Origin of the sequence: Sphingomonas fucosidasi (assembly GCF_036663855.1) — a bacterium.
Lineage (GTDB): Bacteria > Pseudomonadota > Alphaproteobacteria > Sphingomonadales > Sphingomonadaceae > Sphingomonas > Sphingomonas faeni_B.
The window spans coordinates 41,018-62,436 of the sequence record NZ_JAXOJR010000015.1 but is presented as its reverse complement, the minus strand read 5'-3'; the positions used below and the strand labels follow the sequence as shown (position 1 = coordinate 62,436).

The window sequence follows — 21,419 nt, the reverse complement described above, 5'->3', positions numbered from 1 at the left end:
CTATCGGCAACATCCCGCCTGCCGAAGCCGAACACCAATATTATGCTGCCGCAGACAACATCGATATGGCGGCGTGACTCACAACCCAAGGCCTCCGGCAGACCCGGGGCGGTTCAGATCGCAGTCACCGCAGCTCTGACCGTGATGTCCGCTGCCGCCTGGTCCCAGGTGTCCATACCGCCATCCGGCTACAGCGGCGTGCCTGGTCCAGACGTCGCCGTAACACCGGAGCCAGGCGCCCCGGCTCTGACGCCGGTCCCGGCCGCGTCTCTTTCGGACCGCTTGAACGTCGACCCGGGCTATCGTCGCGCCGCACTAGCGAGCGTGAAGATCATCGGAGCTTACGCGATTGCCGATCGCGACGGGGCGCACCTCATTGATGCCTGGTCGGCGGGTTATCTGCCCGTGACGCTGCGGTTCAGCGATGACCGGTGCTTCGTACTGTCCGCGGACTATAATGGTCCGAGGCTTTCGAACGCGCGCATCGCCGCAGCCGCCAATTGCGATTGACCGAGCGCCTACGATTGGAAGAGGCCGCCGGCGCCGCCCGAGAGCCCGCTCAAGTTCATCGACACCTCTTGGGGCTTTACAGCTTGGTCCGATCCGAAGTCGGGCAACACGGTCATATCGTCTCCGCAGGGGACGGCGTTCGAACAGCTATACAGCATCGGGATGCCGGCGACGGCTATAATGGCGATGAACAGTCCCGACAGTCCGACTGGCAACATCACGGTGGTTGGTCGCATTGATGGCCAGCTCACTATCGTGACGCTCCAGGTTTCATACTAAGCGGCGCGGTCACTAACTCATTGCCGCGGCAGGCAGCCTCGATTTCGGTTCGACGCGAACCTGACACGCTCTGTTTCCAGATGGGTTGCGTGGGACAGGTCCCTGCGCCTAATGGCACCGGACCGTCGGATTTATCTTCAGGCGCAGGTCGCAGAGTGGTTACGCTCAGTCCCCTGCCGCCCCAGCCAACATCGCTAATGTTTCGATGGCACCAGATAAATTTTAGATCTGCCGGATCGGGCCAGCGGGTGTGATGAATCCGTGACGAGTTTGCCATGCCGGCCATCCCGAACGTCGCGGTGTCGTCTATCAGTGGCCAGGACGCTGCGTTTTCGGATGGAAAGTCCTTAACGCTACGAGCTAGCCTTCGAACGCCGGACCAGTCGATGGCTTGCCGCATGCGCGGGACGCTAATTTTTCAGGCGGGAACCATGATCTCGACGCAGCTGCGGCGCCTGTCGCGACGCTGGTCGTAATCGACGGGTTCCAGCCGAGATTTCCGACCTGGGATGCAGCGCTGGATACCGTTCGCCGGCAAGCCATCCCTGAGCCAGTCGGCATCGTCGCCACCGACCTGTCGAACGCGTCGGCTTGGGGTGTTGGCCTGGATGTGGTTGAAAAGACGCTCGCATGGCGGAGCAATTGGTCGTTACATCCGCTGGCCGATACTCGAGGGTCCCAGATGTCCGATCGCTTTACCATCCTGCTTCAATACGCGCTGCCAAAACAGCGCCTGACCCGTCTGGCTGGTCGGATCGCCCGGGCGCGGGGTGGGGCGATGACGACCCGACTGATCCGCTGGTTCGTCGCCAGATACGGGGTCGACATGAGCGAAGCCGAAAATTCGGACATCGCCAGCTACGCCAGCTTCAACGATTTCTTCTCGCGGCCGCTTAAGAAGGGCGTTCGCCCACTCGCGGATGCCGACTTCATCTGCCCGGTGGATGGCGCGATCAGCCAGGTCGGGGCGATCGACGACCATCACATCGTCCAGGCCAAGGGACACCGGTTCACGACGACCGAACTGATCGGCGGCGACGGCACGCTGGCAGCGGAGTTCCGTCATGGCAGTTTCGCAAACCTCTATTTGTCGCCGCGTGACTATCATCGTCTGCATATGCCGTGCGCCGGCAGATTGACCGGAATGCGCTACATTCCAGGCAGCCTGTTTTCGGTGAACCCCGTCACGGCGCGCGGCGTGCCCAATTTGTTCGCGCGCAATGAACGCCTGGTATGCATATTCGAGAGTTCGGAGCACGGTTCATTCGTGATGGTGCTGGTCGGCGCCACCATCGTCGGAAGCATAGCGACCGCATGGCACGGCGTCGTCAATTCGAAGCGGACCGGCACGCCGACGGAATGGCGCTATGACGATCAGGAGATCGTTCTCGAACAGGGCGAGGAAATGGGGCGCTTCCTGCTCGGCTCGACGGTCGTGATGCTGTTCCGGCAAGGAACGATCGCGTTTGACGAAAGCTGGCTCCCGGCGCGGCCCGTGCGGCTCGGCCAACGCATGGGCGATCGCCCGGTTTAATCGTCTGAGATCACGCCTTGAGGGTGTGGAAGACGCGATCGCGGTATCACCGTAATAATTGCCGGTGGGGCCAAGGTGGTCGAAAGCCGACGTTCGCTTCAGCCTGATACGAAAAAGGGCGACGTCTCGCGACGCCGCCCTTTTTTCTTCGCACTATCGCGGGGGTCAGAAGCCGAACTTCACACCGGCACGGAACTGACGGCCATAGATGCCGTCGGCGGCCTGCACGGGGTTGTACAGATAGGCGCCATAGGTCGCCGGATCGATCGGCGGCATGTCGTTGAGGATGTTCAGCACGTTGACGTAGAAGCTGAACTTGTCGGTGACCTTGACCGTACCGACCATGTCGACGGTGATGTAGCCATCGACGTCGGCGGGCAGGTAATCGACCGCGAGGCCACCATCGCCGCGCACGCCGCCCTGATCCTCTGCCGACAGGTTGTAACCCGCGACATAGTTGACCGTGCCGCTCAGGCTGAACGCGTCACGGATGTCGATCGTGTTCGTAACGTTGGCGCGCCAGCGCGGCGTACCCGAACCCGCGGTCAGGTTGTAGTTGCCGAGGGTGCCGACATACTTTTCTTTGCGGCCACCCGGGAAGGTGGTGCTGAGGTCGAGCAACAGGCTGCCCTCGCCCGAGATGGTGTAGCGGACATTGTCGTTCAGATCGAACCGCGCGCTGCCGCCGAAGTCGACGCCCTGCGAGTGGATCGTGTTGGCGTTGACCAACTGCGACGCGACCAGGCCGACACGCGGCGTGGCGGTCTCGAAGCCGACGCCGACGGCATCCGGGGTTACCGTGAAGCCCTCGGGGATCGGCTGGCCCGAATAATAGGCGGCAAGCGCATCGCCTGCCGTCAACGACGTGATCGCACCGGTCTTCTTGATGTCGAAGAAGTCGACCGTGAACGACACGTTGCGGATCGGCTCGAACACGATGCCCGCCGTGAAGCTCCGCGACTTTTCAGGCTTCAGGTTCTGGCTGGCCAGCGTCGTCGACCCATAGCTGCCCTGGCGGATATAGGTGGGGCACGCCGAGAAGGTTGCGACCGTGCAACCATATTGCGCAAGATAGCCGTCGCTGAACAACGTCGCGTTGTTGGTGACATAGCCGGTGGTCGGCAGCGCATTCGCCTCGCCGAAGCTCGGGATACGGAACCCGCGCGACCACGTGCCGCGGATCGCGAGCTGGCGGATCGGCGTGAACTTGGCGCCGACCTTGGGCGAGAAGTTGCTCTGGCCCGACGAATAGTGATCGTAGCGACCCGACGCGTTGACGAGGAACTGATCGACGATCGGCAGCTGCAGCTCACTGAATGCCGATGTGACGGTGCGGTTACCGCTGGTGCCGAACGCGTTGATCGAGAAATACCGCTGGGTCGGCCCGTTGATGTCGGGATTGGCCGACGGCGCGTCGATCGCTTCGTAGAAGATCGACCCGCCGACTGCGAGCTGTGCCGGGCCGCCTGGCAGCGTGAACAGCTCCTTGGTGACCGACGCCTGCAACTGATACAGATCGGAACTGGAGTCGGTGATGTTGTCCGGCGTCAGGTAATCGCGCGTCGCCTGCGAATTGAGCGACGGGTTGGCGAAGTTGTAGCTGCCGTCGTTGATCACGTCGAGCAGATGCTGGACGTAGACATAGCCACGCTGCGTACGACGCAGGTCGCTGTGCATCGCAGTCGCATCGACCCGGTAGTTATAGTCGCCTGCGATCGTACCCTGGACGCCTGCCGCTGCGCGATAGACCCGGTTACGGGTGGCATTGGACGTTACCGTATCGGGCAGCGTACCGATCAGCAGCGCGTTCTGGCCGGCTGCGGCGAATGGATTGTTGGGGTTCAGCGTGCCGTTGGCGACCGTGCAGTTCACGGTACCGCGGGGACAGACATACACCGGCGACGACAGGGGGGCCGAGCCTGCGGCGTATTGCGCGCCATCCGACGAGGTCGAATATTGCGGGAAGAGAATTCCCGCCGGTGCGTTGCCGCGGATCACCGAAGGATCGCCGCTGTAGCTGGACGACGATTGCTGGAAATTGACCTCCAGATACGCCTCGGCAGCGTCGCCAACCTTCGCGGTGAACCGGGCCGAACCGCCGAAGCGCTCGATGTTCGGTGCGACGACGCCGTACTGGTTGATCAGATCCTGCTGGCAGACGACGTTCGCGATGGCGCCATTGTTGGGCTGGGCGCGATCGGCGGCCGTGGTCGTGTACGGAGTGCCATTCAGGCAACCCGGCGTCCGCAGCTGGAACTGCGATCCGTCGACGGCGATGGTGCCGTTGGCTGGCCGAACGAAGAAGTTGGCACCGGCAACCGGGCCGTTGTTCGGCAGCAGCCCATCGGCACCCAGGCCGTTGGCGATGTTGTTCGGCCCACCCGTACCGACGCCGCGCTGGTCGGCGGAGTTGAACGGCGCCGGCAGGTCGCGGTTGTAGACCGCTTCGCTGCGGAAGTAGAAGCCGCTGATATACGCGTTATAGCCCTTCGCATCGAGATCGCCGGTGCCGGCCGTCAGCGTCAGGCGCTGATTGGCGGCGACACCGCGCTGGCTGATGCCGGCCTCGGCGCGACCGCTGATGCCGTTGAACGAGCGCTTGGTGATGACGTTGACGACGCCCGCGATCGCATCCGCACCATAGCTGGACGAGGCGCCGTCGCGCAGCACCTCGACGCGCTCGACGATGTCGTCCGGGATCGTGTTGAGATCGACGAAGTTGCGCGTCGCATCGTCTGCCAGCGGGTAATATGCCGCGCGCAGGCCGTCGAACAGCACCAGCGTCGAGTTAGTCGACAGGCCGCGCAGCGACACGGCCGATGCGCCGCCGGCGAAGGCACCGTTCGCGGTGAACGAATTGGTGAGCGCCGGGCCGTTGTTCGACGCGAGCGACTGGATTGCGCCCTGCACCGTATTGATGCCACGCGCGTCGAGATTGGCTGCCGTCAGTGTCGTGACAGGCGATGGCGTCGCGTTGTCGGTCTGGCGAAACAGCGATCCGGTGACGACGATTTCATCGCCGGGCGCTGCGGCCTCTGCAGGTGCGGGGGCAGGCGCGGAAGCAGGCGGGGTATCCGTGGCTGGCGTCGCGGTCTGCGGACCGGTCGCGCCGGCGACATCCTGCGCGAAGCTCGACCCGGTCGATACGACGAATGCCAGTGGCATTGCGGCCGCGAGGAGCATCGCCTTGGAGGTGAAATGAAACGTAGCAGCCACTTAGATACCCTTTCGCGGCGCAGCGATCGCCCTGACGACCGGCTGCGGAAGATACCCCTGCCGCCGTGTTTCGCCGGTCGAGGACATGGTCGCCCGATGGAGCACCGGTTTTCGGCTGTAAAGATCGACGCCGCGGCATTCGTAATTTTACAATTCAACGTGACTAATATGACACAATTACTGACGTATTTTCGGGCAAGAGTTGCGTTAAGTTGCCCGCCTGTCTCACAAGCAATCCGCCGCTATAAACGGACATTCGATGTGTCGTCCTTCGCGGCGCCGAGCATCGGGTCGAGTTTCGCGTCCTGCCAGCGCATCGCCCGCGAAGGTGCGGCCCCGTTGCACGATTGGTCAGACCGACGACGTCGATTGGGGGGCGCTTCGCCACAGGATCAAAGACCTTCCCGTCGGTCGGCCAAGCGCGCGGCGCGAACGTCGGCGCCTGCGCGACGATGCGGCCGTCGACGAAAGTTGCTGCGCGCTAGGCGCGCAAACCTGCCTCGCGGTCGACGGCCAGACGTTCCAGCACATGGTCTCCCCGGTAGATAGTCTGCGCCGAGCGAGACCTTGCCGAGCCGGCATTCTGGGGGATCGCCAAGTCCACCTATCAAGTCCACCTATGTGGAGCAGCGTTGCGAGTGCTGAAACGGCGGCGCTCGCGCCTACCAGGCCGATGCAAGCTGGCGGGTTTTCGACGCGCTGCGGTAACGCGCTGGCCACAACCGCGCGATCCGCGCGCCGAGCGTGGGTGAATCCTGCGCCCCGGCGATGCGATCGGTCGCTACTTATTCACGGGAATCACCTAGAAGTTCCGATCCGCGCTGACTCGAGGAGATGGACGATGAAGACGATGATGCTCTGGGCGGCCCTGATGACGACCGCCGCAACGCCCGCGATGGCGGAGGACCTGGCGCCGACGGATCGTACCGCGCTGATCGGCGCGGTCGATGCCAATGCTTCGCCGATCTCGGATACCGCGCTGCAGATCTGGAACTATGCCGAGATGGGCTATCTCGAGACGAAGAGCTCGGCGCTGCTGCAAACCCGGTTGAAGACCGCGGGTTTCACCGTGAAGGCGGGGGTGGCGGGCGAGCCGACCGCCTTCGTCGCGAGCTTCAAGACCGGGGCAGGGCCAGTCATCGGCGTGCTGGCCGAATATGACGCGCTCCCCGGGCTGTCGCAGGCCGCCTTGCCGGTGCGGACCCCGCTGGGCGGGGATGCCGGCCATGGCTGCGGACATAATCTGTTCGGTACCGCGTCGACCTATGCCGCGATCGCGGTCAAGGACTGGATGGTAAAGAACAAGGTGCAGGGCGAGATCCGCGTCTATGGCACGCCGGCCGAGGAAGGCGGGTCGGGCAAGGTCTACATGGTCCGCGACGGCCTGTTCAACGACGTCGACACCGTGCTGCACTGGCATCCCGGCAACGCCAACTCGGCGTCGCAGGCACCGTCGCTCGCCAATATTTCCGGCAAGTTCCGCTTCCACGGCCGATCGTCGCACGCAGCGGGCGCCCCGGACAAGGGACGGTCCGCGCTCGACGGGGTCGAGGCGATGGACGCCATGGTCAACATGATGCGCGAGCACGTTCCCGACCATACGCGGATCCACTACGTCATCACCAACGGTGGCAAGGCACCCAATGTCGTCCCCGACGAGGCGGAGGTCTATTATTATGTCCGCGACCAGGACCCCGAGATCGTCAAGTCGGTGATGGAGCGCGTCAAGAAGGCCGCGCAGGGCGCTGCGATGGGGACCGAGACGACGGTCGATTTCGAACAGACCGGGGGCGTCTACAGCCTGTTGTCGAACGAAGTGCTGATGAAGGCGATGGACCGCGGTCTCCGCGCCGCTGGCGGGATCACCTGGACGCCGCAGGAAACCGCGTTCGCTACGCAGTTGCAAAAGTCGATGCCGGCGGGCGCGCCCGCGCTGACCAGCGTCGCCGAGATCGAGCTCGCGCGCCTCGAGACCAAGGCGATGGGCGGATCGACCGACGTGTCCGACGTCAGCTGGGTAACGCCGACCGTGGGGCTGTCGACCGCCACGTTCGTACCGGGATCCGCGGGGCATAGCTGGCAGAACGTCGCCGCGGCCGGCTCCAGCATCGGCGTAAAGGGCGCGATCGTCGCCACCAAGGCGCTGGCGCTGACGGCTGCCGAGCTGTTCCGCAACCCGGCCGAGATCGCCGCTGCCAAGGCCGAGTTCGAGAAGCGTCGGGGCCCGAACTTTGCGTACACGGCGATGCTGGGCGACCGCAAACCGCCGCTGGATTACCGCAAGAACCCGGCCGAATGATCCGGACGGTCCTGCGCGATGGGCGCCGATCGTCCCTCTCGCAGGACCGTCCGTTGCGTGTCCGCGGCGGTTCGCCACGCATCGTCCGCGATCAGCCGTTGTCCGCGCTTCACCGGCATGCAACACCAGATGTTCAGATTTTTCGGCGTAGCATGCGCAAACCGCCGAAGGACAACAGGGCAAGGACGATCGATGCGCGTAAACCGGCTTTCCCGCCTGCTTCTCTCCAGTATCGCTGCAAGCCTCCTCGTCCCGGCACCGGCAACCGCGCGCTCCCCCGGATCCACCGACCTCGAGCGCGTGCTGAGTTCGCTCGTCGCGGAACGCACCGGTGACTATGGCATTGCTGCAATCGACCTTCGCGACGGCTCGATCGTCTCGCTCAGGGGCGACGTACCGTTTCCGATGGCGAGCACGGTCAAGGTTGCCATCGCAGCCGCCTATCTCGCGGAGGTCGATCAAGGTCGACGCAGCCTTTGCGACATGATCGCTGGCCGTCCCGCCGCCAGGGTCATGGAGCTGATGCTGGTCCGCAGCGACAACCAGGCAACCGATCAGCTGCTTGCCGCGCTGGGCGGGCCGGTCGCCATCCAGGCATGGCTGTGGTCGCACAAGATAACCGGCATGCGGATAGACCGTACCATCGCCCAGCTGCTTCGGGAGCGCGGCCACCTCGCCGACAGCAAGGATGTCGCGACGCCGATCGCCATGGTCACCCTGCTGAATAAGCTCGATGACGGGACCGTTCTGACGACCCAAAGCCGCACCTTTTTGCTGGAACTGATGAGCCGATGCCAGACGGGTACCCGGCGTATCCGCGCGCTGCTTCCCGCGGGGACTCGGGTCGAGGACAAGACCGGCACGCTGGACGGTATCACAAATGATGTCGGATTCATCACCATGCCGGATGGGCGCCGCGTGGCCGTCGCGGTGTTCGCACGCGGGGGGCGGGACCGCCAGCCGGTCATCGCCGCGGTGTCCCGGGCAATTTACGACTATTTCGCGGATGGCGCCCGCGACGCCCTCGCCATTTTCATGCGCATGCGCTGACCCGAATTTAGGGGGTCTCGCTCGCCGCGATCCCGGTTGCGACGACGAAGCGATGCCGGAGCCATCGGTACGACGTGCCGGAGCAACCTCCCGATTCGATCGTTCGATCGATATGCACCAAGCCACGACATTGCTTACGATCGACACCCGCCGTCAGGGGCTTGTCGATGTCACCGACGAAATACGGTCATGGTTGGAAGACCTGCGACTCGGCGAAGGGCTGCTCACGGTGTTCTGTCGGCACACGTCCGCGTCGTTGTTGATCCAGGAAAATGCGGCGCCCGAAGTGCGTAGCGACCTGGAAGCGTATTTCGCGCGGATCGCACCGGAGTCGCGGGAATACGCGCACGACGACGAGGGACCGGACGACATGCCTGCGCATCTCCGAACCGCGCTGACCCAGGTCCAACTTTCGATTCCGGTGATGGACGGGCAACTTGCGCTGGGGACGTGGCAGGGCATCTACCTGTTCGAACATCGCCGCCGGCCGCATCGTCGGCAGTTGGCGCTGCACGTGATCGGATTATAGGCGAACTGCGAAAAAAACGATCGCTGGATGGCGCTTTGGAGCGATCCCGTTCATCAACCGTTCCACCACTGACGGCTAATAAGCGGCGTTTCGCCGCATTCGCCGCGAACGGAGACGACACCATGTTCAAGACACCGGGTCGCAAGGTCGCACTCGCAGCGCTCGCAACGGGCGCGCTGCTGCTGGCCGGATGCGCGACCGAGACCACCTATCGACCCGCGACGGGGCAGGGGTTCAGCCGCACCGGCTATAGCGACCGGATGGTCGAGCCAGGCCGCTTCCTCGTCAGCTTCGCCGGCAACAGCGTCACGTCGCGCGACACGGTCGAACGCTATCTGTTCTTCCGTGCCGCCGAACTGACGTTGCAGAACGGCTATGACTATTACCTGATGGCCGACCGCGACACCAACCTCCAGTCGCGCACCTACTCGACGCCGGGTCTCGGCGGCGGCTTCGGGTATGGCGGCTTCGGCGGCTATTGGGGGCCTTCGTGGCGCTATTATGGGCGCGGTTTCGGCTGGCGGAACTGGAGCCCGGGCTTCGGCGGCGGGTTCGGTGGCTTTGGCGGCGGCTTCGGCGGCGGGCCATGGGGCAACGACTTCGACGTCCGCACGATCGATCGCTACGAAGCGACCGCGGAGATCGTGATGCGCAAGGGCCCGATCCCGCGCGACAATATCCGCGCTTTCGATGCGCGGAAGGTCGTGGACAGCATTGGGCCGAGCGTCGTGCTGCCGAAGTAAGCTGCGGCTTTCGAGACGGTAAAGAGGCCGGGCTATTCTCGCGGATGGCCCGGCCTTTTTTATGTGCCGTTTTTCTGCGAACGCAGGAATCCAGGATTGCAGACGGTGGTGCTCGTAACCCTGGGCTCCTGCTTTCGCAGGAGAACCGCACACCCTTGAACCAGGCGCTTACCCCGCCGCCTTGGCCAGCCCCTTCGACAGCTGCAGCGCGCCATGGAGCCGCGCCTTCGGGTCGCCCCAGGCGCGCTGCAGCACCAGCTTGCTGTCCGGCCGCAACCGCGCGACGCCGTTGAGCCGTTCGACATACGCCAGCAGTTTGTCGATGTTCGGCGGCTTGTCGTCGTGGAACGACACCAAGACACCCTTCGGACCGACATCGATCTTCGAAACGCACGCGCGCTTCGCGTTCAGCTTGATCTCGATAACCTTGATGAGGTTCTCGGTCGCATCCGGCAGCGGGCCGAACCGGTCGATCATCTCGGCCGCGAACGCCTCGATCTCCTGGCTCTCGTCGAGGTCGTTGAGGCGGCGATACAGCCCCATCCGCAGGTCGAGATCGGGCACGTAATCCTCGGGGATGAGGATCGGCGCGTCGACCGTGATCTGCGGGCTGAAATCGCGGGGCCGCGACGACGTCATGCCGCCGGCCTTGGCGTCCATGATCGCTTCCTCCAGCATCGCCTGGTAGAGTTCGAACCCGACCTCCTTGATATGCCCGGTCTGCTCGTCGCCAAGCATGTTGCCGGCACCGCGGATATCGAGATCGTGACTCGCGAGCTGGAACCCGGCGCCGAGCGAGTCGAGATCGGACAGCACCTTCAGGCGCTTTTCCGCCGTCACCGTCATCTGTCGCTCCGGCGGCGTCACCAGATACGCGTACGCGCGCGTCTTCGACCGGCCGACACGCCCGCGCAGCTGATATAGCTGGGCAAGTCCGAAGCGGTCGGCGCGGTGGACGATCATCGTGTTGGCGGACGCGATGTCGATCCCGCTCTCGATGATCGTGGTCGAGACGAGCACCTCGAACTTCTTGTCGTAGAACGCCGACATGCGCTCCTCGACCTCGGTCGGCGACATCTGGCCGTGCGCGACGACGAAGCGGATCTCAGGCACCTGTTCGCGCAGGAAATCTTCGATCTCGGGCAGGTCGGCAACCCGCGGCGTTACGACGAAGCTCTGCCCGCCGCGATAATGTTCGCGCAGCAGCGCCTCGCGCAGGACGACGGGGTCGAACGGCATGATGTACGTCCGCACGGCGAGGCGATCGACCGGCGGGGTCTGGATCACCGACAGCTCGCGGATGCCCGACATCGCCATCTGCAGCGTGCGCGGGATCGGCGTCGCGGTCAGCGTCAGCATGTGGACGTCGGCACGGAGCGCCTTCAGCCGCTCCTTGTGCGTCACCCCGAACCGCTGTTCCTCGTCGACCACGACGAGGCCGAGCCGCTTGAAGTCGATATTCTTCGCCAGCAGCGCGTGCGTGCCGATGACGACGTCGATCGTGCCGTTCGCCAGCCCCTCCTTAGTCGCCTTTGCCTCGCTCGCGGTGACGAGCCGCGAGAGGCGGCCCATGTTCATCGGGAAGCCTTCGAATCGGCTGACGAAGTTGTTGTAGTGCTGGCGCGCGAGCAATGTCGTCGGGCAGACGATCGCGACCTGCTTGCCGCCCATCGCCGCGACGAACGCGGCGCGCAGCGCGACCTCGGTCTTGCCAAAGCCGACATCGCCGACGACGAGCCGGTCCATCGGCTTGCCCGCGGACAGATCGGCGAGAACCTCCTCGATCGCGCGGTCCTGGTCCTCGGTTTCCTCATAGGGGAAGCGATCGACGAAGCTGGGGTAACCGCTGGCGTCGGGTTCGAGCACGTCGCCGGGATGCAGCGCGCGTTCGGCGGCGGTCGCGATGAGCTCGCCGGCGATCTCGCGGATCCGCTCCTTCATCTTCGACTTGCGGCGCTGCCAGCCTTCGCCGCCGAGGCGATCGAGAGTCGCGCCTTCCTCGGACGACCCGTAGCGCGAGAGGACGTCGATATTCTCGACCGGCACGTAGAGCTTGTCGCCGCCGGCGTAGCTCAGCGCGACGCAATCATGCGGGCTCTGGCCCACGGGAATCGAGGTCAGGCCCTCGTAGCGCCCGATGCCGTGCTCGGTATGGACGACCAGATCGCCGGGCGTCAGCGTCGCGAGTTCGGCGAGGAACGCGTCGGCGGATTTCTTGCGCTTCTTGCGGTGGACGAGGCGGTCGCCGAGCATATCCTGCTCGGTGAGGACGGCGATCCCCGGCGCGGTGAAGCCGTGATCGAGCGGCAGGACGATCAGCGCGACGCCGAAGCTGCGCGCGGTGTCGGCGATGCCGAGCGCCTCCTGCCAGGTCTCGGCGTGCTTGCCGCCCTTCATCCCGTGGTCGGCGAGCAGGCTCCCCAGGCGTTCGCGCGCGCCGATCGAGTAGCTGGCGAGGATCGGCTTCCGCCCCTGCTTCCTGAGCTTTTCGACGTGATCGGCGACGGCTTCGTAGATGTTCGCTTGCGCCGCACGCTCGGGGCCGAAATCGCGGGGGCCGTCGACGTCGAAGTCGAGCACGGTGTCGCTCGGCGGTTCGTGGAACGGCGAGGTGATATGCGCGGCGAACGCCTCGACGCCGCCGGACCATTCCTGCGCATCGAGGTACAGCGCCTTGGCAGGCATCGGGCGATAGCTACCGGGCTGGGCGGCCTCGGCGCGCTTGCGGTTCTCGTAATAGTCGGCGATCGATTCGAGCCGGCTCTCCACCGCCGCAGCGACCCCGTTGTCGCGCACCACGACGTCGTCGGCGCCGAGATGGTCGAACAACGTCGCCATCTTCTCCTCGAACAGCGGCAGCCAATGCTCCATGCCGGCGATGCGGCGGCCTTCGGAGATCGCCTGGTACATCGGATCGCCGGTCGCGGTCGCGCCGAACGCGTCGCGGTAGCGCGTGCGGAAACGCTTGATCGAATCCTCGTCGAGCAGCGCTTCGGAGGCGGGGAGCAGGACGAAGCCGTCGATCCGCCCGGTGGTGCGCTGGTCCGCCGCGTCGAAGGTGCGGACGCTCTCGATCTCGTCGCCGAAGAAATCGAGGCGGAGTGCGTGGTCTTCGCCCGATGGGTAGAGGTCGACGATGCCGCCGCGCACCGCGTATTCGCCCTGATCGTGGACGGTGTCGGTGCGGACATAGCCGTTCGCCTGGAGCAGCATGGCGAGCTTGTCGCGGCCGATCCGTTCGCCGGGGGCCAGGCGCGCGACGAGTTGGCGGATGCGGAACGGGGTGAGGACGCGCTGGGTCGCGGCGTTCGCGGTGGTGAGGAGGAGCTGCGGGCCCTTCGGCTTGCCTTGCAGGCGTTGGAGCGCGGCGACGCGCTCGGCCATGATACGCAGCGTCGGCGAGGCGCGGTCGTAGGGGAGGCAGTCCCAAGCGGGGAAGCTCAGCACTTCGAGATCGGGTGCGAAATACGCAGCGGTCGAGGCGATCGCGCGCATCGCCGCATCGTCCGGCGCGATGAACACCGCGCGGGTCTTCGCAGCGCGCGCGAGGTCGGCGAGCAGCGACGGCTGGAAGCCGGACGGCACGCCCGACAGCGTCAGCGGGGTGGTCGCGGAGAGGATCGTCTTGAGGTCTGGCATATTCGCTTCTCGTTCCCCGGCGGAGGCCGGGGCCCAGTTGGGAAGGCAATGGTAATTAGGCTCGAACGTCAATCACCGACGTCCCCCACCTGGGCCCCGGCCTTCGCCGGGGAACAGTTCCGAAAATTACTTCACGACCGTCACGTAATCGATGTCGCGCATCGCCTGCATCATCGGGCCGTCCCACTCGGGCGGGCACGGAATCGAGCCGATCGCCCAGCCCATGATGTCGACGTCCTGTTCCTCCAGCAGCGCCTCGAACCAGTCGAGCTGTTCGGGCGTCCATGTCCGGCCATAGGTTTCGAAGAAGCCGCCGATCATCATGTCGGCTTCGCGCGTGCCGCGGTGCGAGCTGCGGAAGCCCAGGCGCTTGAGGCGAGTCTCGTGGTCCATCGTATCTCCAAACACGAACAGCCGGCGACCGCTCTGGCAGCGGCCGTCGGCTTGGCTATATGAGGCAGATAGTCATGCGACCCGAAATCCTCAATCCGCTGTTCGCCGAAACCCTCGTCCTGAAGGGGGTGGGGCCTGCGCTCGCCAAGCCGCTCGACCGGCTCGGGCTCGCGCGCGTCGTCGACGTCGCCTTCCATCTGCCGACCGGCTACGTCGATCGCCTGCCGCGCACCGAGCTGATGTCGAGCGATGCGGGCCGGATCATCACGATCACGCTGACCCCACGCGACTACAGGATCAGCGCGGGGCGAGGGCCAACGCGCGTGCAGGCGACCGACGAGCACGGCAACTACGTCAGCCTCGTCTTCTTCGGCGGAAGCTCGGGCTGGGCGAAGAAGCTCCTCCCGATCGGGGAGGCCAAGCGGATCTCCGGCCGGCTCGACGAATACGGCCAGGAATTGCAGATCGTGCATCCCGACATCGTCGAACCGGACGAGGAGTTGCGCGAGCGGGAGCCGATCTATCCGCTGTCGGAAGGCCTCACGTCGCGCCGGCTGGCGGCACTGACCACGCAGGCGGTCGCGCGCGCGCCGGACCTGCCTGAGTGGATCGAGCCGGGCTTGAAGGCGAAACGCGAATGGCCGGGCTGGCACGAGTCGCTGGAACGCATTCACGCTGACCCGTCGGACGCGAAGGCGCGCGAGCGGCTGGCGTATGACGAGGTCTTCGCGAACCAGCTCGCGATGACGCTGGTCCGCGCCGACACGCGGAAACGGAGGGGGCGGGCGCTGCACGGCGACGGGCGGCTGCGCGACCTGCTCAAGCTCCCCTACACGCTGACCGGCGCGCAATCGCGGACGGTCGGCGAGATCGAGGGCGATCTGGCGCAGACCGCACCGATGTTGCGGCTGCTGCAAGGCGATGTCGGCTCGGGCAAGACTTTGGTCGCGGCGATGGCGATGCTGATCGCGGTCGAGGCTGGCGCGCAGGCAGCGATGCTCGCACCGACCGAAATCCTCGCGCGCCAGCATTACGAGACGCTGCGGAAAACGCTCGCCGGCCTGCCGATCAACGTCGGCGTGCTCACCGGCCGAGACAAGGGTCGCGTGCGGGAAGCCACGCTGATGGCGCTGGCGAGTGGCGAGATCGACATCCTCGTCGGCACGCACGCGATCTTCCAGGATGCGGTCGGCTACAAGGACCTGGCGCTGGTGGTGGTCGACGAACAACACCGCTTCGGCGTCGCGCAACGGATGACGTTGCAGGCCAAGGGCGTCGCGCCGCCGCATTTGCTTGCGATGACCGCCACGCCGATCCCGCGCACGCTGACGCTGGCCCAGTATGGTGAAATGGACGTCAGCCGCCTCGACGAGATGCCGCCCGGCCGCCAGCCGATCGAGACACGCGTGATCTCCGAAGACCGGCTCGACGACGTCGTCAACGCGCTGGGCCGGCATCTGGCCGATGGCGGGCAGGCCTATTGGGTATGCCCGCTCGTCGAGGAGAGCGAGAAGAGCGACCTCGCCGCCGCCGAAATGCGCGCGGAAACGCTTCGTGCCCGCTTCGGCGAGAAGGTCGCGCTCGTCCACGGCCGGATGAAACCCGCGGAAAAGGACGCGGTGATGGCCGAGTTCTCCGCCGCGCGCACGTCCGTCCTCGTCGCCACTACCGTGATCGAGGTTGGCGTCGATGTTCCCAACGCGACGCTGATCGTGATCGAGCACGCCGACCGCTTCGGCCTAGCCCAGCTTCACCAGCTCCGCGGACGGGTAGGGCGCGGCACCGGCCGGTCGATCTGCTTGTTGATGCGCGGGGCGTCGCTCAGCGAGACGTCGCGTGCACGGCTCGCATTGATGCGCGAGACCAACGACGGGTTCCGCATCGCCGAGGAGGATCTCCGGCTCCGCGGTGCCGGTGAACTGCTCGGCACCAAACAATCGGGTGAGATGGCATTCCGGCTGGCGACGCCGGACATGATGGCCGACCTGCTGCAATGCGCGCACGACGACGCGCGCCTGCTGATCGACCGCGACGGCGGGCTTGAAGGGCCGAGGGGGCAGGCGGCGCGCACGGCCCTGTATCTGTTCGATCGCGACGCAGGCGTTGCCTTGCTCCGCTCCGGCTGACGTCAGATGTTGCGGACCATCACCGTCAGCATGCCATAATAGTCCGACAGCGGAATCGTCTGTTCGAGTTCGCAGCCGATCCGTCCACCGAGCGACCAGCGTACGATCGCATCGACGCCGCCCAGAATTGGCAAGGTAATCCGCAGCCGATCGCCAGCCTCGGGCGAACCCTCGCATCGCGCCATCAGGCCGTTTGCGGACATGTTGACCAGCACCAGTTTCATGCTCCGACCGTCGCCGTCGATCGCATGCGTACGGTGCATCACTTCGTCGCGCGGCTCACCGCGATGGTCTCGAACAGCCGTGGCATAGTTTCGCATCGGATGTTCCCCGGTCTTCTAGGGTGTTCTAGGGCTAAGGGCTTAACGGCTTCGCAGTGAACCCCGGGCGAACGGAAATCCCTAACAGCGTGTTTGCCATAACCACAATGCGCCCGTTACGAGGGGGTTAGCATTCCGTGCCGCTTTTTCCCGAGGCTCAGGCGTACAGGTGCCGCGACGTCGATCGTGGCGGTCGGCTCCTTCTCGACGGCACCATCGACCCGCACCGCACCCTCGGCGATTTTCCGTCGCGCTTCTCCGTTGGAGGCAACGAACCCCAGCCCGACCAATGCTTCGACGATGCCGATCCAGCCGCTCGCGACCCGGTAGCTCGGTAGCGAGTCGCCCGAAGCGCCTTCGTCGAAGGTTTTGCGCGCCGTTTCCGCGGCCTGTTCGGCGGCGGCGCGGCCGCGGCACATCGCCGTCGCTTCGTTGGCAAGAACGATCTTGGCGGCGTTGATCTCCGCACCTTCGAGCGCCTCGAGCCGCGCGATTTCGTCGAGCGGCAGGTCGGTGAACAACCGCAGGAAGCGGCCGACGTCGCGGTCGTCGGTGTTGCGCCAGAACTGCCAGTAATCGAAGGTCGGCAATTGATCCTCGTGCAGCCAGACCGCACCCGACATGGTCTTGCCCATCTTGCCGCCGTCGGCCGTGGTGATCAGCGGCGTGGTGACGCCGTACACCTCGGTACCGTCCATCCGGCGCGACAGCTCGATGCCGTTGACGATGTTGCCCCATTGATCCGAGCCGCCCATCTGCAGGCGGCATTCGGCGCGGCGCGACAGTTCGAGGAAGTCGTAGGCCTGGAGGATCATGTAGTTGAATTCGAGGAAGCTCAGCGACTGTTCGCGGTCGAGGCGGAGCTTGACCGAATCGAACGCGAGCATCCGGTTGACCGAGAAATGCTGGCCGACGTCGCGCAGGAACGGGATGTATTCGAGCGCGTCGAGCCATTCGGCATTGTCGAGCATCACCGCGTCGGTTGGGCCGTCCCCGAACGTCAGGAAGCGTTCGAAGATACGGCGGATCGAGGCGACGTTGGCCTTGATGCCGTCCTCGCCGAGCAGTTTGCGCGCTTCGTCCTTGAAGCTCGGGTCGCCGATCTTGCCGGTGCCGCCGCCCATCAGGACGATCGGCTTGTGCCCGGTCTGCTGGAGCCGGCGGAGCAGCATGATCTGGACCAAGCTGCCGACGTGGAGCGACGGCGCGGTCGGATCGAAGCCGATATAGCCGGGCACGACCTGCTTGCCGGCGAGCGCATCGAGCGCGGCGGCGTCGGTCATCTGGTGGACATAGCCGCGCGAGGTCAGCGTGGTGAGCAGGTCGGACTGGTAGGTCATGCGAGCGCGACTAGCATGCGGTCCGACGTCCGTCATCCCGGCCACAACCGTCATCCCAGCGAAAGCTGGGATCTTTGTGGGGCGAGTGCCGGGGCTCGAACGGGGATATCCCAGCTTTCGCTGGGATGACGATGAGGGGCTTGGGTACGGTGCTGGGGGGAATCAGCTTCGTGGCAGTTGCGACGTCGGGTCGACGGGGGTGCGTCCCTTGCGCAGTTCGAAGTGCAGTTCCGGGCGATCCGCGAACCCGGTGTCGCCCGACAACGCGACCGTCTGGCCGCGCTTCACGCTCTGGCCGCGCTGGACGAGCAGTTTCGACGCGTGGCCGTAGACGCTGGTCCAGCCGCCGCCGTGCTTGATGATCACCAGTCCGCCGAGCGCGGCGATGCCGTCGCCGACATAGGCGACGACGCCGTCCGCCGCGGCGTGGATCGGCGTCGACATCGCCACCGCGATCTTGATGCCGTCGTTGCGTTCGCCGCTCGCGCCGGGGCCGAACCGCTTCACGACCTTGCCGTCGACCGGCCATAGAAACCCGCCACTCGCCAACCGTGCCGGCCCGGTGACGACGGCGTTCGACGGCAGCACGCGGCGCGGCGTCGCGATCGGCTTGGCCGGCGCCTGGTTGCTCGCCAGTGCGGGCTCGCCGCCGGTGAGGATGTCGTCGATGTCGAGCGTGAAGGCTTGCGCGCGCTCCGAGGCGCTGGGCCTGCCGCCGCCGGGCGCATCGGGGATCAGGACACGCTGGTCGGCGCGCAGCACATAGGGCTCGACCAACGCGTTCGCCGTGACGATCCGCGACCATTCGACGCCGTAGGCGCGGGCGATCGCGATGCCGGTCTCGCCGCGCCGGACCTGGTGATAGCGACCGCCCGGGATCCGCAGCCGCTCGCCGGTCTCGATCGTGTAGGGTGATTCGAGATCGTTGGCGCGCGCGATGGCTTCGAGGCTCGCGCCGCTGCGATCGGCGACCCGGCTCAGCGTATCGCCGGACTGGACGACATAGGTCGCATCGGGGATCGTCTTGGCATCCGCGCGGACCTGGCGTGCCTCCCATGCGGGACGCGGCGCGGGCAGGGTGGTCACTTCGCCGGTATCGCGGGCGGGGCGATCATAGGACCTGTCCTGCGGTATCGGCTCATCCCGTCGCAGCGGCTGAGTATCGCGCTGGGCAGGCGGGTTTCGGTACGGGCGCTGAGGACGACTCTCCGGAGCAGGCTGTCCGTAGCCGGCGGGGCGTTCGACCTGCGGAATGCACGCGGCAAGCCCGAGCAACGGCAGCACCGCTACCGCCGCCAGGACCCGCACACGCCCCATCACCGATAGGCCCGGGCGAGCATGTCCAGCGATTCGGTATGTGTCAGGTCGAGATGAAGCGGCGTCACCGACACGAATCCGTCCGCGGTCGCCTCGAGATCGGTCGCGTTTGCGGGTGTCTCGACGGTCCGGCCAAGCGCGAACCAGTGATATTCATAGCCGCGCGGGTCGGTGTTGCTGACGATCTGCAATCGCCCGTAATCGCGCAGGCCCTGGCTGACGACGCGGACGCCCTTCACCGCGTCGGCGGGACCGGCGGGGAAGTTGACGTTGACCAGCGTTCGGGGTGCCAGCGGTGCGTCGACCAGCGGCCGCAGCACGCGCTCGCCCCACGCCGCCGCAGCCTCGAACGGCACGCTGTCGCCCATGCCCTCGCGGCTGTAGATCTGGCTCAGCGCGATCGACCGGATACCGCCCAGCGCGCCCTCCATCGCCGCCGATACCGTGCCCGAATAGGTCACGTCCTCGGCGAGGTTGGCGCCGCGGTTGACGCCCGACAGGATCAGGTCGGGCGGGCAATCCTTCATGATCTTGGCAAGCGCCATCATGACGGCGTCGGTCGGGGTGCCCGCCACCGCATAGCGTTTCTCGCCATGCTTCCTTACGCGGATCGGCCGCGACAGGGTCAGCGAGTGCCCCGCGCCCGACTGTTCTTCCGCAGGCGCGACTACCCAGATATCGTCGGACAGCGTCCGCGCGATCGTCTCCAGCACCTTCAGGCCGGGCGCATGATAACCGTCGTCGTTGGTCAGCAGGATACGCATCAGCGCTTTGGCTCCAACACGGTCAGCCCGCCGAGATACGGCTGGAGCACCGCTGGCACCGCGACCGAGCCGTCTTCCTGCTGATAGTTCTCCAGCACCGCGACGAGCGTCCGGCCGACCGCGAGCGCCGAGCCGTTGAGCGTGTGGACGAACCGCGTTCCCTTCTCGCCCTCGGGCCGATAGCGCGCGTTCATCCGGCGCGCCTGGAAGTCGGTGCAGGTCGAGACGCTGCTGATCTCACGATAACGCGCCTGGCCCGGCAGCCAGACTTCGAGATCGTAGGTGCGTGCCGCGGTGAAGCCCATATCCCCGGTGCATAGGAGCATTCGCCTGAACGGTAGCTGCAACGCATCGAGCACGCCCTCGGCGCACGCCGTCATGCGCTCGTGCTCGGCCTCGGACATGTCGGGGGTGACGATCGAGACCATCTCGACCTTGTCGAACTGATGCTGGCGGATATAGCCGCGCGTATCGCGCCCCGCGGCGCCCGCCTCGGAGCGGAAGCACGGAGTCAGCGCGGTGAAGCGCAGCGGCAGTTCGGCCTCGCTCAGGATCTGCTCGCGGACGATGTTGGTGAGGCTCACCTCGGCGGTCGGGATGAGCCAGCGGCCATCGGTGGTACGGAACAGGTCTTCCGCGAATTTCGGCAGCTGGCCGGTGCCGAACACGGCCTCGTCGCGGACCAGCAAGGGGGGCGATACCTGCTCGAAGCCCGCCTCGGCGACGTGATCGAGCATGAACTGGCCGAGTGCACGTTGCAGCTTGGCAGCAGGCCCGCGGACCAGCGTGAAGCGCGCCCCGGACATTGCCGCGCCGGTTTCGAAATCCAGACCGAGGGCAGGGCCGATCGTGTCGTGCTCACGCGCCGCGAAGGCAAAGCTCGTCGGCGTTCCGCGGGTGTGGACGAGCACGTTGTCATCCTCGCCGCCGCCCTGAGGCACGTCTGTCGCCGGAAGGTTGGGAATCGCCGCGATCGCGGATTCCAGCTCGCCATCGAGCCGGGTGACGGTCGCTTCGAGTTCGGGAAGCGCTTCCTTCAGGCTCGCGACTTCGGCCATCAGCCCCGACGCCTTGGCCTCGTCCTTCTGCGCCTTGGCCTGGCCGATCGTCTTCGACAATTCGTTGCGCCGCGTCTGCGCGCTTTGCGACTCCGCGATGGTCGCGCGGCGCTGCTCGTCGAGCGACACCAGCGAGGCGGCGTGCGGCGCTACGCTCCGCTTGGCGAGGGCGGCGTCGAAGGCGGCGGGATCGTCTCGGATCAGGCGGATGTCGTGCATGGCCGAGGCTATGCCGAGACGGGTGCGTGCGCGCAAGGCAGTGTCACCCTCACGATCCTCCCCCGCCAGGGGGAGGTGGCAGC

The 21,419-nt window shown here is 65.8% G+C and carries 15 protein-coding genes; 7 read left to right on the top strand and 8 right to left on the bottom strand.

Features of this window, described 5'->3' with window-relative positions:
* Together U1737_RS19785 and asd are read left to right on the top strand one after the other, a co-directional pair.
* A partial coding sequence (locus U1737_RS19785; protein WP_332797988.1) for a hypothetical protein occupies nucleotides 1–510 on the top strand: 510 nt, incomplete at its 5' end.
* A 961-nt stretch (nucleotides 511–1,471) separates the two neighbouring features.
* Nucleotides 1,472–2,323 carry an archaetidylserine decarboxylase gene (asd, locus tag U1737_RS19775; protein ID WP_332797987.1) on the top strand — a complete coding sequence of 284 codons (852 nt, stop codon included), beginning with the start codon at nucleotides 1,472–1,474 and terminating at the stop codon, nucleotides 2,321–2,323.
* Nucleotides 2,324–2,488: 165 nt separating this feature from the next.
* On the opposite strand, the gene U1737_RS19770 is transcribed toward asd, so the two are convergent.
* Complete coding sequence (locus tag U1737_RS19770; protein ID WP_332797986.1) at nucleotides 2,489–5,539, bottom strand: TonB-dependent receptor domain-containing protein; 3,051 nt, start codon at nucleotides 5,537–5,539, stop codon at nucleotides 2,489–2,491.
* An 841-nt stretch (nucleotides 5,540–6,380) separates the two neighbouring features.
* Between U1737_RS19770 and U1737_RS19765 the strand changes: the two genes are divergently transcribed.
* The 4 genes from U1737_RS19765 (at nucleotide 6,381) to U1737_RS19750 (ending at nucleotide 10,160) form a co-directional block, all read left to right on the top strand.
* Nucleotides 6,381–7,838: an amidohydrolase gene (locus tag U1737_RS19765; protein WP_332797985.1), complete on the top strand. Its 1,458-nt coding sequence runs from the start codon at nucleotides 6,381–6,383 to the stop codon at nucleotides 7,836–7,838.
* A gap of 192 nt (nucleotides 7,839–8,030) precedes the next feature.
* Nucleotides 8,031–8,888, top strand: a complete 858-nt coding sequence (locus U1737_RS19760) for a serine hydrolase (RefSeq protein ID WP_332797984.1) — start codon at nucleotides 8,031–8,033, stop codon at nucleotides 8,886–8,888.
* Nucleotides 8,889–9,000: 112 nt separating this feature from the next.
* Complete coding sequence (locus U1737_RS19755; RefSeq protein ID WP_248521591.1) at nucleotides 9,001–9,417, top strand: secondary thiamine-phosphate synthase enzyme YjbQ; 417 nt, start codon at nucleotides 9,001–9,003, stop codon at nucleotides 9,415–9,417.
* A gap of 122 nt (nucleotides 9,418–9,539) precedes the next feature.
* A complete protein-coding gene (locus U1737_RS19750; protein ID WP_248521589.1) occupies nucleotides 9,540–10,160 on the top strand; it encodes a CC0125/CC1285 family lipoprotein in 621 nt (206 codons plus the stop codon).
* Nucleotides 10,161–10,328: 168 nt separating this feature from the next.
* On the opposite strand, the gene mfd is transcribed toward U1737_RS19750, so the two are convergent.
* Together mfd and U1737_RS19740 are read right to left on the bottom strand one after the other, a co-directional pair.
* Nucleotides 10,329–13,799: a transcription-repair coupling factor gene (mfd, locus tag U1737_RS19745; RefSeq protein WP_332797983.1), complete on the bottom strand. Its 3,471-nt coding sequence runs from the start codon at nucleotides 13,797–13,799 to the stop codon at nucleotides 10,329–10,331.
* 126 nt (nucleotides 13,800–13,925) lie between these two features.
* Nucleotides 13,926–14,192 (bottom strand): FAD assembly factor SdhE, encoded by a 267-nt coding sequence (locus tag U1737_RS19740; RefSeq protein ID WP_332797982.1) that lies wholly within the window; start codon nucleotides 14,190–14,192, stop codon nucleotides 13,926–13,928.
* Between the two features lie 74 nt (nucleotides 14,193–14,266).
* Between U1737_RS19740 and recG the strand changes: the two genes are divergently transcribed.
* A complete protein-coding gene (gene recG, locus U1737_RS19735; protein WP_332797981.1) occupies nucleotides 14,267–16,318 on the top strand; it encodes an ATP-dependent DNA helicase RecG in 2,052 nt (683 codons plus the stop codon).
* A gap of 2 nt (nucleotides 16,319–16,320) precedes the next feature.
* Here recG and U1737_RS19730 read toward each other — a convergent pair whose 3' ends face one another.
* From U1737_RS19730 to serS, 5 genes are all read right to left on the bottom strand, one after another.
* Complete coding sequence (locus tag U1737_RS19730) at nucleotides 16,321–16,638, bottom strand: PilZ domain-containing protein (RefSeq protein WP_132738446.1); 318 nt, start codon at nucleotides 16,636–16,638, stop codon at nucleotides 16,321–16,323.
* A gap of 116 nt (nucleotides 16,639–16,754) precedes the next feature.
* Nucleotides 16,755–17,978 carry a tyrosine--tRNA ligase gene (tyrS, locus tag U1737_RS19725; RefSeq protein ID WP_332797980.1) on the bottom strand — a complete coding sequence of 408 codons (1,224 nt, stop codon included), beginning with the start codon at nucleotides 17,976–17,978 and terminating at the stop codon, nucleotides 16,755–16,757.
* 162 nt (nucleotides 17,979–18,140) lie between these two features.
* Nucleotides 18,141–19,295, bottom strand: coding sequence for a peptidoglycan DD-metalloendopeptidase family protein (locus U1737_RS19720; RefSeq protein ID WP_332797979.1), 1,155 nt, complete (start codon nucleotides 19,293–19,295; stop codon nucleotides 18,141–18,143).
* Complete coding sequence (gene surE / locus U1737_RS19715) at nucleotides 19,295–20,059, bottom strand: 5'/3'-nucleotidase SurE (RefSeq protein WP_248521577.1); 765 nt, start codon at nucleotides 20,057–20,059, stop codon at nucleotides 19,295–19,297. The genes U1737_RS19720 and surE overlap by 1 nt, the downstream gene beginning before the upstream one ends.
* Nucleotides 20,059–21,336 carry a serine--tRNA ligase gene (serS, locus tag U1737_RS19710; protein ID WP_332797991.1) on the bottom strand — a complete coding sequence of 426 codons (1,278 nt, stop codon included), beginning with the start codon at nucleotides 21,334–21,336 and terminating at the stop codon, nucleotides 20,059–20,061. Before serS ends, surE begins: the two co-directional genes overlap by 1 nt.
* Nucleotides 21,337–21,419 lie beyond the last annotated feature (83 nt).